General features: G+C 35.3%; 17 protein-coding genes. 6 read left to right on the forward strand and 11 right to left on the reverse strand.

Features of this window, described 5'->3' with window-relative positions:
• The first annotated feature begins 317 nt into the window (after nt 1-317).
• Genes SP041_RS00670 through SP041_RS00680 form a run of 3 tightly spaced genes read left to right on the forward strand, consistent with a single transcriptional unit; the run spans nt 318 to nt 2298 of the window.
• Nucleotides 318-1454: an ATP-binding protein gene (locus SP041_RS00670; RefSeq protein ID WP_137297161.1), complete on the forward strand. Its 1137-nt coding sequence runs from the start codon at nt 318-320 to the stop codon at nt 1452-1454.
• Nucleotides 1451-1771: an STAS-like domain-containing protein gene (locus tag SP041_RS00675; protein WP_137297162.1), complete on the forward strand. Its 321-nt coding sequence runs from the start codon at nt 1451-1453 to the stop codon at nt 1769-1771. Before SP041_RS00670 ends, SP041_RS00675 begins: the two co-directional genes overlap by 4 nt.
• The gene (locus SP041_RS00680) at nt 1768-2298 is read left to right on the forward strand and encodes a hypothetical protein (protein WP_137297163.1); all 531 of its coding nucleotides are present in this window, start codon (nt 1768-1770) and stop codon (nt 2296-2298) included. The genes SP041_RS00675 and SP041_RS00680 overlap by 4 nt, the downstream gene beginning before the upstream one ends.
• 1131 nt (nt 2299-3429) lie before the next feature.
• Here the strand turns inward: SP041_RS00680 and SP041_RS00685 are convergent.
• The 8 genes from SP041_RS00685 to SP041_RS00720 form a co-directional block, all read right to left on the reverse strand.
• A complete protein-coding gene (locus SP041_RS00685; protein ID WP_137297164.1) occupies nt 3430-3813 on the reverse strand; it encodes a DUF6750 family protein in 384 nt (127 codons plus the stop codon).
• Nucleotides 3814-3891: 78 nt separating this feature from the next.
• Nucleotides 3892-4632, reverse strand: coding sequence for a type IVB secretion system protein IcmJDotN (gene icmJ, locus SP041_RS00690; protein ID WP_137297165.1), 741 nt, complete (start codon nt 4630-4632; stop codon nt 3892-3894).
• A 98-nt stretch (nt 4633-4730) separates the two neighbouring features.
• Entirely contained in the window at nt 4731-6200 is a 1470-nt protein-coding gene (locus SP041_RS00695; protein ID WP_137297166.1) for a hypothetical protein, read from the reverse strand.
• Between the two features lie 122 nt (nt 6201-6322).
• Nucleotides 6323-7855, reverse strand: coding sequence for a DotG/IcmE/VirB10 family protein (locus SP041_RS00700; protein WP_137297167.1), 1533 nt, complete (start codon nt 7853-7855; stop codon nt 6323-6325).
• A 20-nt stretch (nt 7856-7875) separates the two neighbouring features.
• On the reverse strand, nt 7876-9015 hold the full coding sequence (locus SP041_RS00705; RefSeq protein WP_137297168.1) for a DotH/IcmK family type IV secretion protein: 1140 nt from the start codon (nt 9013-9015) through the stop codon (nt 7876-7878).
• Between the two features lie 22 nt (nt 9016-9037).
• Nucleotides 9038-9754, reverse strand: a complete 717-nt coding sequence (locus tag SP041_RS00710; RefSeq protein ID WP_137297169.1) for a DotI/IcmL family type IV secretion protein — start codon at nt 9752-9754, stop codon at nt 9038-9040.
• A 9-nt stretch (nt 9755-9763) separates the two neighbouring features.
• Nucleotides 9764-10063: a hypothetical protein gene (locus SP041_RS00715; RefSeq protein ID WP_137297170.1), complete on the reverse strand. Its 300-nt coding sequence runs from the start codon at nt 10061-10063 to the stop codon at nt 9764-9766.
• Between the two features lie 592 nt (nt 10064-10655).
• A complete protein-coding gene (locus SP041_RS00720) occupies nt 10656-11063 on the reverse strand; it encodes a hypothetical protein (protein ID WP_137297171.1) in 408 nt (135 codons plus the stop codon).
• Between the two features lie 1223 nt (nt 11064-12286).
• Between SP041_RS00720 and SP041_RS00725 the strand changes: the two genes are divergently transcribed.
• Complete coding sequence (locus SP041_RS00725; RefSeq protein WP_137297172.1) at nt 12287-12529, forward strand: hypothetical protein; 243 nt, start codon at nt 12287-12289, stop codon at nt 12527-12529.
• Nucleotides 12530-13401: 872 nt separating this feature from the next.
• Here SP041_RS00725 and SP041_RS00730 read toward each other — a convergent pair.
• From SP041_RS00730 to SP041_RS00740, 3 genes are all read right to left on the reverse strand, one after another.
• Nucleotides 13402-13983, reverse strand: a complete 582-nt coding sequence (locus SP041_RS00730) for an NUDIX domain-containing protein (protein ID WP_025562855.1) — start codon at nt 13981-13983, stop codon at nt 13402-13404.
• A gap of 78 nt (nt 13984-14061) precedes the next feature.
• Nucleotides 14062-14535 (reverse strand): hypothetical protein, encoded by a 474-nt coding sequence (locus SP041_RS00735; RefSeq protein WP_137297173.1) that lies wholly within the window; start codon nt 14533-14535, stop codon nt 14062-14064.
• A gap of 299 nt (nt 14536-14834) precedes the next feature.
• Nucleotides 14835-15107 (reverse strand): hypothetical protein, encoded by a 273-nt coding sequence (locus SP041_RS00740; RefSeq protein WP_025562857.1) that lies wholly within the window; start codon nt 15105-15107, stop codon nt 14835-14837.
• Between the two features lie 186 nt (nt 15108-15293).
• Between SP041_RS00740 and SP041_RS00745 the strand changes: the two genes are divergently transcribed.
• Both SP041_RS00745 and SP041_RS00750 read left to right on the forward strand, forming a co-directional pair.
• Nucleotides 15294-15575: a hypothetical protein gene (locus SP041_RS00745; RefSeq protein ID WP_025562859.1), complete on the forward strand. Its 282-nt coding sequence runs from the start codon at nt 15294-15296 to the stop codon at nt 15573-15575.
• A gap of 52 nt (nt 15576-15627) precedes the next feature.
• The gene (locus tag SP041_RS00750; RefSeq protein ID WP_025562860.1) at nt 15628-16245 is read left to right on the forward strand and encodes a hypothetical protein; all 618 of its coding nucleotides are present in this window, start codon (nt 15628-15630) and stop codon (nt 16243-16245) included.
• Nucleotides 16246-16253: the final 8 nt, after the last annotated feature.

Raw genomic sequence — 16253 nt, forward strand, 5'->3', positions numbered from 1 at the left:
CAATGGTACAGTTTGCTTATTCGTTAGAGGAAATATATTCGTATTTGGGGCTGCTGACGACTCTCATACATTTTCCGTAAATATATCAGAAAAGTCTAACGTCAAAAGGTTTATTGCTATTTCAGAAGAACAAATAGCTCTGACCATTTATCCAAACAACTTAATAATAGAAATAGTTTTCAATAAGTAGTCACCAGCCAAAATAAGATTTTTCTTAGTTGTAGTTCTCTAAATAATTCTTTTGTTTCTAAGTTAAGGTGTAAGCTTTAGTAAACTAAAGTTATTGTGATAACATAGAGTTATGCTGGGGAGCCTTTATGAAACAAACTAAATCTATTAGCCATAGAGCTATTAAGAAACGTGCCTTTAGAACTAGAAAAAGTAAGCTGAAACGTAAATTAAGAAATAGCTTTTTATGCTCTTGGGATGTTATTGAAAAGGCAAAGGATTCTCTTAGAAAAATAAAATGCCCTCATCACTATATTACTCGTCCAAGTAATTACTTATCAAACAAAAGAATTCATTTAATTGTACCTACTGAAGTAGATTATTATCTAAAAAGTAACTATGAAATTAACAATCATTTCTTGAACCAAATCAAAAGCTGCGCCTTGGGCTCGAATAGAAGAGTATATTTGGATTTTTCTTTAACAACAAAAATTAGTGCGGCTGCTATGCTATCCCTTTTGGCTGAAATAGATGTTATTACCAAAAAAAGTCCTTTTGGAACATACGCTGTATCGTTTAATCACCCGAAAGATCCTAAAATAGAAAGCATCTTAAAGCAGGTAGGTTTTTATGGGTTACTTAAAAAAGGTAAACGAGAAACCCCTGAATATGATGATGTAAATTTCTGGAAGTATACCTCAGGGGTTTGTTCTGAGCCTATTTTAGCTAAGTCGATGATCGCGGAAATAAAAGTTGAGCTAGAAAGAAAAGCCAGTAGAAGGTTATATAGGGGCTTTGTTGAAGCAATGTCAAACTCTGTTGAGCATGCCTATACTGATGATAGCGAACACGATGAAGAAGATCAGACTGCTAAGTGGTGGACATTTGCAGGAATCAAAGGTTCTGACCTGGTTGTTGTTATTTGTGACAAAGGGGTTGGCATACCTAGAACATTGCCTAAAACGCAAGGTGCCAGTCAACTAACTAATTTACTTAAAGTTTTGGGATATGATCCCTTTAAAGTTAAAGATTCAACCTTTATTAAGGCTGCTACAAGCTTATCTAGTACGCGGACAGGAAAATCAAATCGCGGTAAGGGTTTAACAGATATAAAATCAGTTATTGACTCAACAGGGGTTGGAATTTTGTCTATTTTTTCTAATAATGGAAGATATATGTATAAAGGCGAGAAAGGAATAGTCAAAGAACTTATGTTTGATTATAAACACTCAGTTTCAGGAACCATAATCGAATGGACAATACCCTTAAGAGGGGATGAACAATGAAAATATTAAAAGTTTTAGATAGATACACATGCCCAGGACCTAGATATAAAAGATTAGGAGCAAGTTCTGGAGAAGATTTCAAAGAATGGCTAATAAAGGCATTAAATAAAGATAAAGACTTAACAGTAGATCTTGATGATACCGAGGGTTACGGTTCTTCATTTTTGGAAGAAGCTTTTGGTGGCTTAATAAGAGAAGGCATTAATATTGATGATGTAAAAAATATACAATTTATTTCGAATGAGGAGCCTGAGCTTATCGATGAAATAAAAGAATACATTGATGATGCGATAGAAGAGTTAGGAGATTGTAAATGACAAAGTTTGAACCTGCGATAAGTTTAGCAGAACAATGCAAATGGGACGCTGATAAGCTTTGTTACTTAACTGAACTTCTTAAAGACGATAGTCAATATGTCACATGGGTTTTGGTCTTTTTAGGTTGGGCAATTACAGTTGTAATTGCATATTCACAATGGCGATATGGATCTAAATCCTCTCAAAACTCTTGTCATAATGAATGGGTTAGGGAGTTCAGAGAGAAATTAGAAATTCTTGAGGATGATGCATTGTTATTCTGGACAACTACAAATCAAAGCCTTAGTAGTACGATAATGCTGACAAAGCTTACCAGAGGTGTAAAAGAACTTACTACTATCGCCAATGATATTAAAAAGGTTGGAGGCGGGGAGTATCAATCTTCGTCTTTCAAGGAATTAAGACAATCTATTACAAATGACAAGGAACTAGATGCAAGACCAATAGCTGATACTCACTATAGAATTGTCGCTATTAGAACTGCATGTTCAGATCTTCGACGTTACTATCGTCGTAAAAGTGATTAGCATAATTAATGAAAGTTACTTTTTAATGACTTTTTAATAGAACAAGGTTGTGCCCGTTTTGTATTGGAATAAAGGTTGGGATATTTCTATCTAGCCTTGAGCTATATCTTCTTAATTGACACAACTTTACCTCTTCTTAGGCTGTATTTTCTTTTTTGAGCTTTACATTCGAAAATATTAAGCATGTTCAGGCAAGTCAAATCGGACACGTTTGTAATTGATTGTTTAAACTCAATTGGGTACTGATCATAATTAACTTAGTGCCGGCTTTAATGATTGGTATACTTAATATCAATCTACATCATCACGCATATGTGTGTTAGCTGATTGTGGGACTTTAAATAAGTTGTCTTGCTTAAAACCTCCAGAAAAATCGTTCTACAATTTCATTATCAATGCATGCGCTAACATCTTCTTTCAGTTAAATTGTTTAAACGTTTTCTAAAGTCGCCACTAGTTTATTTAGATTCTTGGCCACTATGAAAAACGATGCTTTGGTTGTTTCTTAATCTGTAAGCGTTAATTAACGCTTTTTAGATCTGATTTTTGCCATTCTTTTGGGCATGCAAAACACAATATGGAGAGAATATGGGACAGTGACAGTAGCTAAATAGGTTCAGCCTTTGCCCGTCTGTAAACAATTGTCATCGCCTGAAAGTAGTTGATTGGGATCAACAGCGTTCACGTCGTTACAGTCATGGTGTTTGGACGCTAATTAACTCATCTGGTCTTTTATGGTAAGTTTAATAGGCTGACGAACTAACTCTTATAGCTTCATAAGCAGCGGATACGTTATATTTAGCATCGAGTTCATTTATAAAAGAATATTTTACTTAATCCTGCTCTCTCATCAATATACAATGAATTACCTTTCGCTGCTTTTATATACTTTGGAGCCACTGCTTCTTTCTTTTCAGCATCTATAATGGGGCTATAAATCCTTAATAGAGATTTCCGGCTAATTCAGCCACAATAATTCTAAATATAATTATCGAATTTTCTTAGAACTAATTATGTCTATAATGTTCTTTTTCTGAGGTACGTCGTAAAGCCAAAAAAATTTTATTGTGAATACACATTTGGGCAAAAAAAAACCTGCATAAGCAGGTTTTTCGTAAGAATAGTTTATGACTAGAAATCTTCTGAAACCTCAGTTTCCATGTCTGAAGATTTTGCACCTACTGACACAACAGACCAACCAATTGCAGTTGGAAGAATTAAAAGAATTGAACCGATGATTAAGGCATAAATACCGTTCTTAAAGTGGCCTCGACCTTCTTCTTTGTTGTCCTTATAGATAAGAAACAAACCAATTACGAATAGAATTACACCACCTGTGTATGCTATTGCAACAACAAACGCCTTAATAGCATCGAGAGTTTCTGTTCCTGTCTCAAGAGCTTCTGCCCACCCATCTTCTGCCGCTACATCCAGTGAAACAGACATAGCAAGGATAGTCATAAGTGACAAAATTACGCTTTTGTTAGATAGCATTTTCTTAATTTTTAAAAACATTTTTTAAAGCCTTTTTATTATTGTTATTGTTTATGTTTTTTATTTAATATATACCAAGTGAGCCATAGTGGCAATATTTTATTGGTCATGAGTAAGCACTGAAATAATACTTTCATTAGAGTCATTCCCATACTTGTTATTTGACCACGATCTGAGCTTTTGCTCTGACACTTCTAGCCAGTCACTTGATGGTATGTTTTTAAATGAATTAGACGACCAATGATTGAATTGTGGACCATAGCCGGATTTCTTTGGTAAAAAATAGTACTCAGATAATGCAAGGTCACGCTGACTATAATCTTCATCGCTCAATTGAAGTAACCAATCGCCTACAACAAGTGGATCTGATGTTCCTAACTTTCTAATCGCAGAAACTTTCTGATTCGCCAGTCTAGCTAAGTTCTTGACTGAAATCATTTTTATTGACTGTTCCGTACTCTCCTCTGCTATCCATAGTACTCTCACAAGCTGATTAAGTTCAGCCTGTGATATGTTCAGCTTAGGATCAAGTCTAATTATATCCCCGCGATTAAATGTGCCGCTCAACCCAATGTGGAAGCAAGAATGGCAGAGGGCACATATCGTGATAAGGTTATCTTCACTATTGTTAGAGTGATTGTCATCAATATGATGTACCTCCTGATATTTATCTGCAGTGAACCCGCAATATTGACAAGTGTTGCTATCCCTAGTGAGAACACTACGTCGAACAAGCTGAAATTCTTTATCTGCCTCTTCCGATGATGGGTCATCGCTTCTAAAAGCACTTCGTTTTACTGAAAGAGAAATCTTTCTTTTATTATTGTTATTCAAATGCATTCTCTATTTGTTTTTTAAAATATACTATATTAAGTAAAAAAAAATGCCAACCCATAATGGGTTAGCATTTATTTAATTTTGGTAGGGGTTTATTGTATTTAGTTTGGTAGTTTAACTAATTTAATTAAAAACTTGTCTACAATAAGGTTTCCAGAATCATCTAATCCTTGAACAATACCCATTTCCGGTATGCTTTCACCGACCACTTTTGTTATCCATTCACCAGTTGGGCTTTCAATGAGAAACCCATCAGGGTAAACACCATTTAGTTTCCAGCCACGCGCAAAACTTTTAAAGGCTATTGGCTTAGCTATAGAGCCGGTAACCACTTGTGATTTCTGCTCAGGCTTTTTCTTTAGCATAGGTGCTTTTTTATGCTCTTTTTTAGCCACTTCTTTTTTAGATTCTTTTTTAGATTCTTTTTTATGGCTTGTTTTTTTATCTGATGACGCTATGTATGGGATGTAAGTATCATCCATAAAGTATCTGTTACCTACAAGGGCTAAGTGACCACTGTCTTTGATTTCTTGAACATTCAGGACACCTTTACCAGAAACAATCATCTTCTCGCCTTTAAAGAACACACTGATTCGTTCTTTCCCGTATTTAACTGAGCGAACAATTGACATGTCGCCTTCTACTGAAGTTGAAATAACACTATATCCAGGTATTCTACTTCTGTTTTTAATCAGTGATTTTTTTTCAGAGAAGCTTAGTCGAGGAAGTTCTTTTTCCACCTCAACTACTTTAGATTTCCCGTCGGCTCTAGACAAATCTGTTAATTTATTGATTTTAGCAATAAGCATATCGAAATGATCTGATTCCGATTGTTTGATTTGATTAATGCCAGTATTTACACCATTCAGTAAAACAGTATTATTGTTTACATTATTTAACTTAACATTTATTTCAGAGATCAGATCTTGATCATTGCCTACATTTAAATAGCCTTCGTCTTCAACGACAGGCATCTTAGCTTCTGGCTGCCTTTTAATTTCAGGCTTGCTTACAGGCTTTGTTTCTACTGGTTCATCTTTATCTAAGTTAATAACCAATGCATTTGACTTAGGCTTAGGCTTACTTTCAACTTCTTCAGTTGTAAAAGAGCCTTCATTGTCAGCAACTTCTTTAGCTTTATTGTCAGAAGCTGCTTTTGATTTAGAATCTTTATCATCTAAAACAATGAAGGTATCATTTTCATGAGATGGGGGAGTAGCTGAGTGGCTACTTTTATGTCCACCAATAAGATTAAAATGCACACCAGCGAAGTATGTTGCTGTACTCGCACCAAGAATAACGGCAGAAAGCATTACAGCATTTTTAATAAAAGATTTTCGACCACTAGAAGTATTAGATTCGTCTTCATCTTCATCTTCTTCTTCAAACTCAACAACTTTACCGCTGTTATCTTCTACATTTTCCACTTCCACCAATGATTCATCTTCCTCTTCTGAAAGAGACGCAATTGCTTCATCATATTCAGAATATTCTTGGCCAGGAGCATGGTTCGAGCTGTCCAAACCGTCTAAATTATCTAAATCGCCTAGCTTTTTATCTTTATCACTCATAATTTACTTCCTGACATTTTTTATATTACAGATATATTTAAGGCGAATTTTAACATTCGCCTTAAACCATTACAATAAATTATCGACCTAATAGTGTAATTATATATAGTATGTCGATAATATTAATTTGAAGGGATATCTATCCCAGACATAAACATGATCAGTATGTTGCTGTTCTGATTTACTGTAATTGTTGGATCCATATTAAAATCTTCTTCAAAGATAGGAACAAGAACCTCACCAACCTTACCTACAGCAGTCGCAATCTGGTCACTAGCATCTGGAAGTGCCTCATAGATGGTTTCAGTAGTCCCATCAGAAGTCGTCGTTGTATAGCTAGAAATAGCATCAACATATCCATCAGCCGCCGCCGCTATAGCAAGCTTAAAATAGCGCTCGAATATATGTCTGTCTACGTCATCAGCAAGACCTGGTCTCATTGTCTCCGGATCAAGTGCAATTGCACTTATAGGATACTCTTTACCATCAATGGTCATTGTTTTGAATGAAATAGATGCTTTCTCTCCAATGCGCACTGGAGTGCCGATTAGGATAGCTTCACCAATTTTACCATTGCCGGGAACAATTGCACGTACAGGACCAATCTCATCGGTGTTTATGCCTATTTGCAGTATTGCATAATGCATTTCACCAACAGATATGTGCTGACTGTGACTTACTTTTTCAGAACCAAGAGGATTTACAACGTTCGAGTAATTCGAGCTCTGGCTTGATTGTGAGCCTGATCTTGAATTAGAGCTATTGTTAGAGTTCTGACCTTGGCCGTTTTTCTCATTGTTGCCACCATTAGATGACCCATTTGTTCCCGTTCTTTCACTTGCCAGTCCTCTTGCATTATTTAATGTGCTAAGCGCAGAGCTGCCATTGTTATTATTGGATTTGTTTGTTTTAGAATATTTACTTGAGGTAACAGAGCTAAAGCTTCCATTGCCTGAACGATTAGAAGATTGGCCTTGTTGCTCTTCCCCAAACACATTAGGCTGGTAACCAGAACTGGTACCATTCTGGGTAAAGATGCTCTCACTGTTTAATTTTTCTGAATATATGTTTTCAGCATATTTTTCAAGTTCATTATTGATGAAATCGTCATCGCTCTTTACTTGATCTTCATAGGCCTTTTTAGCATCTTTATCAGTGTTTTTATTTTTAGCGCCACTGTTTCTGTTACGTTTTGCCTGAGCTAGATTTTCTCTTTGCTGCTTTATTTCATCTTTTTGATTAATTTTGTCATCGATGCTTCCACCTATGTTGTAATCAATTAGTGATGATGATTCTTTATTTAAATCAGCAATAACAGCCTTAGAGTTAGAAATTTCAATTTTATCCATAAAACCGCCGCCAGATTTCTTAGCCGTTTCTATTTCCTTAACTCTTTCTTCTGCTATTTCAATACCATAAGGAGACTCTTCTGGAATTATTGATTTATCACCTGGTTTGGCTTTATCAATATCATCCTTATTTGGAGGTGAGATTAAATTACTCTTATTAGATTGTGAATCATTGCTATTGCCGCCAGACGCCAATGAGTTAATCCCATAAATTACACAGCCCCCGGTTAACACGAAAGTAATCCCAAGAACCATTCTAGCCTTAGGCGGTATATTTTTTTTGAGGTTTTCTACGAATTTTGCCATTTTAAATTGTTCTCCAGGCCTTATTCAAAAATCGATTGTTTTTGCTTTAATTTAACTTCAAAACTGTTTTTGATTGTTGCTCTTCTGATTTCACCATCAACAGTAAATAGGAGGTTACTTACAGGAGGAACCTTATAAACGTTGTATCCTGTCGGAGAACTAACAGATTCTTTCCAAGGGGGAGAAATTAAGTTATCTCTGGTTCTAATATAAAGGTAATCATCTTTATACCAGGCCGTTCCATTGGTGCCCTCTAAATCATAAAGTTTTGCATCATTAATCTTGTCACCATTAAGGACATTGAGCATCATAGTGCTTGTCTTTTCTCTAGACTTAGATGAATAACCCATGCTTGTTGACTCTGGTCCAAACTTCGGGATTCTAACGCTAATTCGAGCATCAATGTCTGTTTCACTTCCGCTCAATCTAATGACAATAGGTACGTTTAGATCTTTTAAATTAATAAGAGCGTTGCTCTCTTTAAATCGTGTCGTTATTTCAAAAACACCAATGTGTTCTTTTCCTTCTATTGGGTATGATTTAAAAGAGTCACCATCACCAATAATATTACCTTCAATAGGCCATGGATTTCCTGTTTGGTCAAAAAACATAATAGATGAGGAATATCCCTTAGCAACATTCACAACAATTGGATCAGGCGCATCAACATCAATAGTGATTGTCTTTATTTTGAATTTAACAGGATCAACAGGAGAATTAGTTGCTTCAGCAATTTTACTGTCGATTTGTCTCAATTCTTTCAATTCAGAAAGGGTATAAGGAAATTTCTTATTTAGAGCATCTGCTTTCTGCTCCTCAATTTTTGAATCACCAAGAACATTTCGTAAGTTTTCCAATTGCTCTTGCTCATAAAGATACTTAAACAAAATATGCTGTTTGTTTTTAATCTTGGTAACTTCATCTGAAGATAAGTAGCCTTCATTATCGGCTTTATTTAAAACCTTGTTGAAGAATTCTTTATCTTCACTACTTACCTCTGTGCTAATTGAGTTAGGCTGCTCTTTAGCCTGACTAGTAGACACCGTTTTTTTTGCTGTGTCACTAATATCTATTTCTAAACCAGTATCAGCAGCAAGTACTGAATACGAAAATAAGGCAGAAAGAACCGCTATAGAGGTCGCTTTTAATTTAGTTTTCATTTTGTGTTCCGTTTTATTTTTCTTATTGTTCTTGCTTTTCTATAACAATTCTATGAATGCCGATTCCGCTTGAATTTGACAACAAACTGTCTCTCGCAACAGTTACAGTAAAAAGAACCTTGTTAGAAAATTCTTTTGCTTCTGTTCTGTATGTGAGAGTTGCCTGAGCCTCGATCTTCCATAAGTACCGATTAGAAAAACTCGGCTTTCCCTTTTTAAGAATTAAAGGAACAGAGTCAATAGATAAAGATACGATCATTTTTCTATCGACAATTGCTTTTAAGTTCCCTGTTTTTTCAAGCGCGTTAAGCAACTCTTGTCTGCCACTATCTGTGAAATATTCCATCGTCGCTTGGTTTAAGTGCGACTTTATATTTGAGTAACTAAAGTCAAAAGTATCGACTAAAGAATTAGACAGCCAGCTTGCTACAACTGAGTCTTTTTGATTCGGGCGAGATAAAGGAATTAGCTTGGTAAGTGTTTTGTCTTCGTTTACAGCAATATAAACAGTGCCAGGCTCTTTCATCACAGAATATGTAACACCAGCTATAGAGGTTGCAAAACAGATAAGGCTTGCAGCAGCCATTTTTGTCATTTTGGTATATTGGTCTTTGTAGAATAATTTTCTTAGTTCTACGTCAATAAGAGGGTCGTTTGTCGTACCTCTTTCTTTTTTTGTTTTGTCTTGTTTTTCAGGCTTTACGCCTTTTTTGAGAAGTATTTTTTTCTTATCAGACATAGAAAGCCTTTATTTTTTTCTTATATTTATTACTTTTTCAACATCACCATTGCGACTTGTTGTGTATATTTCTACGTCGCTTTTTGTGGATAACACTATGGTAGAAGCAATATTAATTAAAAAGGAAACTGTCATTAAAAGAACAAACAAACCCGTCATAAACCTTAAACCATCGCGAAATTGTTCGTATGAGGTTTCATCAACTTTAAAATCAGATTCATGACCTTCAAGTTGTTTTTGGAGTGATTCGTTTGCCTTTTTAATTTCTGCAGTAATTTCTTTGATTGTTTTTTTGTTGTTTTTTTTCATCACAAGAGCTCACTTTTATAGCTTTGGCGATATTATCATCTGCCTGACACATAATCTATATTTAATTAGACAATATTGGAGTTAATGGTCAAGTTTTGGGTGGTGGTTGATTCAATTTATAAGGGAGACTGTAAAAAAATAAATCATTATTTTTTGTTCGTAATATTGCTTTGTGTAGATGTTATTTACAAACAGTGAGTGTGAGCGAACGAAAACAAAGAAAATATAGCTAACTAAAAAGGAGTGTCGATCAAATTAATTTTGATAAATAGGGGTTGTGGACTGGTGACAACAATAATGCCGAATTTGGCACTGGATTTGTCGCTGGTGGCATTGATTTTGTCACTGGTGGCAATAAATATTAGTCGCATTTTTTATCTTGCTGGCAAATATTGCGTTTAACGTCTTTTGAGTCCTTATATTAGTTATATAAAGGTTATAATAGTTACAATAGTTATAATAGTTATAACATGTAATTTGCCAGTTTTCAAATATATTTTATGGAAATTGGATGTAAGTGGCAAAAATAAGCACTTATTTAAAAGCACTTAATGATATTACAGAGCAGGACAGTGATTCATTGGAAGGATGATTATAGGTTTTTCTTAAACTCAATTGCTCTTTTTAGCGCCTCCTTGTAGGTGAGGCTTTCTATGTTATATCTCTTTCTTGTCGGTTTTTTATTTTGGGTGTAGTTGACCACAACATACAGTAGTTTTTTCCTAGAGTATCCGAGCGATATTCCAGGGGGAAGTTCTGGGTTTAAGGAGTTCTTCTTTTTTAATATGTGTGTAAAGTTTTTGCTAATAGGTTGCCCAAATAAATCCATGTGTACCAGATCTCTTTTTGATCTTGCAGCCGCGAGAGTTTTATCTTTGCCGCCGTGTTTTCTGTATAGAAAAAGTTCTTTGTGTTTTTTCATTCCTCTATTTATGTAGAGCCTAATTCCATTACTCTGTTCAGTAAGATATTTGAGTTCTATGTTTTGACATTCAGACATTATTATTCTCTTTATACTTTATAGCCTAGGTGCGTTGTTATTCGCCCATTTTTAATTGAAGCTTATCTTGCTTAATTGATTATATGTAAAAAAAAATAATTAAAGAAAATAAGTTTGTTTTCAAAAAAGTCTTTTTGGTCAAAGTCAGTCTAAAGCCTGACTTTAAGAGATAAACCAAAGTGTTCGTAGTCTCGTGTTATTTACTTGTTCTTTAATGTTTTAGGGTTTTCAATAACTTATTATTATTAAGTATTAGTCATTAGTTTTCATTTAGTACTTAAAATATATGTGTTGGGTTTCCTGATTTGTGATTAGTAAATATGTAAGATCTGATTTTTTAAGTTTTACGTTATTGCTTGTATTTATATATGTAGGACCTATTTTTCCATTTTTACATTTTATTTTTTAAAAAAGAGTTTGTTTGATTAAAATGCATGCGAACAGGTTAAGTTTAAGGCGTTTTTAGGAGTCTGGTAAGAGGTTGGGTTGGATTTGTAATTATTGGCTTAGAGTCCTTTTTTAAGCCTGTATGAAGCTTGTTGTTAGTTCCCAGTTGTGAAGACCTGTATTTAGAAGACCTCTTTTTTTTAGTGAATTGAAATTAGATTCTATTTGGCCGATTGTCACATCTTCAGAAATTGGTTTGTGGGTGTTTTTTATGCGCAGAATGGTTGTGAAAGTGTCTTTGCTTGATTGTAATATCGAGAAAGTAATACCAAAAGAATTCGGAATCTTTCTTTTTAGACTGGCTATGTTTGAATAGATGTTTGACTCTATCTGATCCATTGTTTCAAACGTATTCCCGTTAAATTCATATAGGTGAAATTTGATAGAGATATTAATCATTTTATGTCCTTTAACGGGTGGGATTTAAGCTTTAAACTATACCAAATTACATGAAGTCAGTCAATAAATCCCATTTAAAACAATAGCTTAATTCAGCCTTTGTTTGTCTTTGCTTTATTCTTAAAACAAGTATGAACAACAATCAAACGGAAGTGGGTGTATCTAAAACTTTGTTTTAGGTTCAGATAAAAATCTGCTTTATATTTTAGGGTTGCCTCTATTGCTATAAATTAGTATAAAAAAAAGATTGAAATTAGCTTTAAGGTGTGGTTGACACATGGTGCGTTAACTGTTATAATATAGGTTGATTTTAGGGGAATTATGCATTAAGAACTTATAACTAAAATCGATAGTATTAAATTAAAGAGGAGATTATTATGTTTATATTTGCAATTATTGGATACACGCTACTAAGAATTTTTTCTGGTGATGTTGCTCATTGGCTTCGTTGGGAAAATGCGGAGTGGATTCATTCAGATTGGGTCGCTATGCTTGCAAACGATCTTAAAGGTGAGGGGCTTGTTTCTACATTAGTTTGGATGGCACCATTCATTCTTGTAGCTGCGCTTGGGACAGTTAGATCTGGCTTCAGCGGGCTTAACGCTTCAGGTGAACTATAGAAGAGGACTTAACTGTCCTTTTTTAGTTTTTAAAATAGCTAGTCGTACAATTGTTTTTAATAGAAATTAAATAGCCCACATTAATAGTCTCGATTCTCTCTGCCTTATAAATTATCTAAAACAACATCAATACACAGTAATACACAATAATACACCACTCAAAACACATTATAATACACGCCAATTTGCCATTAATTGTTCTAAAGGACTAATGGCCTGTTTGGCCATTAGTCATCTTGGTGTAATTCAAGATGTTGGTCGCTGTGCCTGAACTCAGCGCCTAAGACTTGGCCTATCTTTCACTCTTTAGCTAAATCAGGTTTGAACAACACAACTAAGAAAGGGCTTTGACTGCGAGCTTTAGCGATGCATTCTTGTGACCGCAGGGCACATGTTGTTTGGACTGCGAGCGTTAGCGATGCATTCTTGTGACCGCAGGGCACATGTTGTTTGGACTGCGAGCTTTAGCGATGCATTCTTGTGACCGCAGGGCACATGTTGTTTGGACTGCGAGCTTTAGCGATGCATTCTTGTGACCGTAGGGCGCATGTTGTTTGGACTGCGAGCTTTAGCGATGCATTCTTGTGACCGTAGGGCGCATGTTGTTTGGACTGCGAGCGTTAGCGATGCATTCTTGTGACCGTAGGGCGCATGTTGTTTGGACTGCGAGCGTTAGCGATGCATTCTTGTGACCGCAGGGCGCATGTTGTTTGGACTGCGAGCTTTAGCGATGCATTCTTGTGGCCGTAGGACACATGTTGTTTATGCTGCGAGCTTTAGCGATGCATTGAGTGTATTCAGTGTATTTTATTTTGGCTACAATAATTAATTGCTTAAGAAAATGCCCACGGATGTGAGCATTTTGTATGGTGTTATTTACTGATTTCTGATTTCACATTAAGAAGTGCCGCATACAGAGTTACGTTGATGTTTAGGTTTTTAGCGTCGTTCAATACAGAGTCGACATGCTGAATGGTAACTTTGATAGATTCGCTTTCATGCTCTAATCCATACACTTTATTTAGATCTATCTTGGATAGGTCAGTCATCCCTGTAAATATATGAGCTCTTTCTGTAGAGCCGCCAGGTGAAAGATAAAATGCGCCAATTTCTTTAATATTCTTTATGTCTGCACCAATCACGCCTGATTCTTCTTCAGACTCTCTAATGGCTGTTTCAATTGGGCTATCGTTGCCTTCAATTACACCTGAAATCATTTCTAGAACTTCAGGGTTGTTTGGCGAGTGGCAAACTGCACCAGGTCTGAATTGTGAAAGCAAAAGTACATTGCCTGACTGATCGTAAAGCAAGATGCTTGCGCAGTCGCTTCTTTCAAGCAGTTCAAATTTGGCCTTTACTTTTTTCCCATCACTTGAAGTATATGAGGCAATCATTTCGACGAGGCTCATAAACCCCTTGTGCAGTGTTCGTTTTTCTGTAGTTAAGTTATTCATAGTTCGCCTCTTTTTTTATTTATTATACATTAGCATTAGGTTAATATCAATGTGATTGTAACCTAATGCAAACATATATTAAAAGGGCAGGGAGTCACTTCTTTTTATTTCTGGTGCACACTCTGTGGTTATGTATAGTCTATTATCTTTTTCTGAAATAAGGATCTTCTCTACGTATAATCCCTTTAGCGGATAGTCAACCAAGAATGATTGAATGCCGCCCTTTGTTGTGACTGTCTCCCACCTTGCAGATGTTCCTTGATTGTGTCTGAATACAGCCCTATATGCTCGGCGAATTTCATTAATGATAAGTAATCTTGAAAAGCCTTTATCTGTTGGGTATATGGTGAACTCAGACTCTTTATTGAACGGGAATAGTATTGAGAATGAGAGCACTTCATTGTTCACAATGATTTCATCAAGATTTGGAATGTCCTGGACAGAGGCCGATATACTTTTTTTGTTTCCGTCAAAGTAAATCATAGGTGAGACGTATTGGTTTCCCATTACTTTAAATGGTGTAATGGGAAGAGCTTTTCGTTTGGTTTCCATCTTTTGCTCGATCAATTTATTAGCCCTTGTGATTATACAGACACTAATATTAGTTGATAAGTTAGATATTGAGTAGGGTTTATTATCAAAAAGTAATATTTTGCGAGGTGTTATGTTTTGACGAAGTTGTTTTTATTTGAATAAATCTGTTTCATTGATAATGATAATGTCATCTTCATCATATTCATTTTGCTCGAGTTTAGTTTCTTTATTTTTGTTCATTATTGACTCAGGTTTAATTTTTATTCTGAAAGCTAGACCAATTAATCAAATAAAGGCCTAGCTTTATTTGTGTTGGTTTATGCCTTTCTTTTTTTGCTTAAGCTTGGCACCGTAAATAGTATTCTACAAACAATTCGACCTTTATTTCCCAAAAGACGACCTAACTTAGTTGAAAGTAATCGTTCGACAACCGGATTTATTGTAATAGAAAGTATAGGTGTAAGCATTAGCGATGTAATTGTTGCCCCCAATGCAACTAGTCCATATGCCATTATTTCATTAGTACTCATTACAGATGATATTATTGCTACAGTTCCGATAAGAGCTGTTATTGTTTTTTGCTTATTCATAAATTTCCCCGTTTTGTAAAGCCATTTAAATATAACTAATTATATAGTATTGGTCAACTTTTAAAGCGGTGTTTTTAAAAAAATAATATAATAAATGATATCTTTCGCAACTAATGTTTATTGTCAGTTTATCTATAAAGGTATATAATAAGTGATAAGTTAAAGTATATTAAAGGAATGTAAATTTTGAATAATGAGATATCAATTCATACGCTTACCGTAACGCTATCTAGAGATGCATATATTGAGAAAGATTTTGCTTGTGACAGTGATCGGCTAGTTATGTCTTTTTCTGATGACCGATTTGATTACCCTTTAAAACTGGTTAGTGTTTATAGCTCGGGGCATTTTGACTCTTCACTTGATAAGTTCAAAAAGGGCTGCATGGTATATGCGACAGGAATGTTAAAGAGTGGCAGCCGTGAGATTGTCGCATCGTTTCCGTTCGGTAGTATCACTGCTGTTTAGATCAATAATGCTTGGTTTTATGATGCTCTTTTAGAGGTGAATTGGTGAGATTATGATTAAAGGTTATGTAATGACGGGCGTTATGCTTTATTCGGCTGTGGCGCCATCATTAGTCTTTGGTGAAGAGCTTGAGCACCCATATTCAATATGTCAGGTGATGTCTAACTATGGCGTTCAGGCGGCTCAAGAAAAGATTGCTAACAAAGAAAGCAGTCTAAATGAATCTTATACTATATTGGTTTATGGCTTATCTAAAGAAGATAGTTTTAAGTCGCTTGATGTTGCGGCAAAGGAAACATTCTTAAATACTGTTTATGACACCTTCACCTATGTGTACGGAGATGAGTCTATTTCGCTTGATAATGCCCAGTCTAAGTCCCTTGAGCACTGTTTAGGTCGGACAAATATAGCTTGGCAGAAGATCATACCCAATCTTGAATTTTGTCAATTAAGGGGAAGACTTTATGAATCATCAACAATGTTGCGTGACAAAGGTCAACCTAAGGCCGTTACATTAAGCTACTTTGATTCCAATGCCCGCAATGGAGGTGATAAGCATTATTTGAATGCAATAAAAGATGCAGTTGATTTTGCTTATTCGAACAGTAATACGCCAGAAGCTAATGGCTCACTTGCCTATGCGGATTGCATGAAGTCGGCCACTAGGTAATAGTTTGT

Origin of the sequence: Psychromonas sp. SP041 (assembly GCF_000470315.2) — a bacterium.
Lineage (GTDB): Bacteria > Pseudomonadota > Gammaproteobacteria > Enterobacterales > Psychromonadaceae > Psychromonas.

What these genes read in the sequence shown, in the direction of transcription:
- SP041_RS00680 (WP_137297163.1), top strand. Translation starts at nt 1,768, where the DNA reads ATGACAAAGTTTGAACCTGCGATAAGTTTAGCAGAACAATGCAAATGG.
- icmJ (WP_137297165.1), bottom strand. Translation starts at nt 4,632, where the DNA reads ATGCATTTGAATAACAATAATAAAAGAAAGATTTCTCTTTCAGTAAAA.
- SP041_RS00735 (WP_137297173.1), bottom strand. Translation starts at nt 14,535, where the DNA reads ATGGAAACCAAACGAAAAGCTCTTCCCATTACACCATTTAAAGTAATG.
- SP041_RS00705 (WP_137297168.1), bottom strand. Translation starts at nt 9,015, where the DNA reads ATGAAAACTAAATTAAAAGCGACCTCTATAGCGGTTCTTTCTGCCTTA.
- SP041_RS00675 (WP_137297162.1), top strand. Translation starts at nt 1,451, where the DNA reads ATGAAAATATTAAAAGTTTTAGATAGATACACATGCCCAGGACCTAGA.
- SP041_RS00730 (WP_025562855.1), bottom strand. Translation starts at nt 13,983, where the DNA reads ATGAATAACTTAACTACAGAAAAACGAACACTGCACAAGGGGTTTATG.
- SP041_RS00750 (WP_025562860.1), top strand. Translation starts at nt 15,628, where the DNA reads ATGATTAAAGGTTATGTAATGACGGGCGTTATGCTTTATTCGGCTGTG.
- SP041_RS00740 (WP_025562857.1), bottom strand. Translation starts at nt 15,107, where the DNA reads ATGAATAAGCAAAAAACAATAACAGCTCTTATCGGAACTGTAGCAATA.
- SP041_RS00715 (WP_137297170.1), bottom strand. Translation starts at nt 10,063, where the DNA reads ATGAAAAAAAACAACAAAAAAACAATCAAAGAAATTACTGCAGAAATT.
- SP041_RS00695 (WP_137297166.1), bottom strand. Translation starts at nt 6,200, where the DNA reads ATGAGTGATAAAGATAAAAAGCTAGGCGATTTAGATAATTTAGACGGT.
- SP041_RS00710 (WP_137297169.1), bottom strand. Translation starts at nt 9,754, where the DNA reads ATGTCTGATAAGAAAAAAATACTTCTCAAAAAAGGCGTAAAGCCTGAA.
- SP041_RS00685 (WP_137297164.1), bottom strand. Translation starts at nt 3,813, where the DNA reads ATGTTTTTAAAAATTAAGAAAATGCTATCTAACAAAAGCGTAATTTTG.
- SP041_RS00670 (WP_137297161.1), top strand. Translation starts at nt 318, where the DNA reads ATGAAACAAACTAAATCTATTAGCCATAGAGCTATTAAGAAACGTGCC.
- SP041_RS00700 (WP_137297167.1), bottom strand. Translation starts at nt 7,855, where the DNA reads ATGGCAAAATTCGTAGAAAACCTCAAAAAAAATATACCGCCTAAGGCT.
- SP041_RS00720 (WP_137297171.1), bottom strand. Translation starts at nt 11,063, where the DNA reads ATGTCTGAATGTCAAAACATAGAACTCAAATATCTTACTGAACAGAGT.
- SP041_RS00725 (WP_137297172.1), top strand. Translation starts at nt 12,287, where the DNA reads ATGTTTATATTTGCAATTATTGGATACACGCTACTAAGAATTTTTTCT.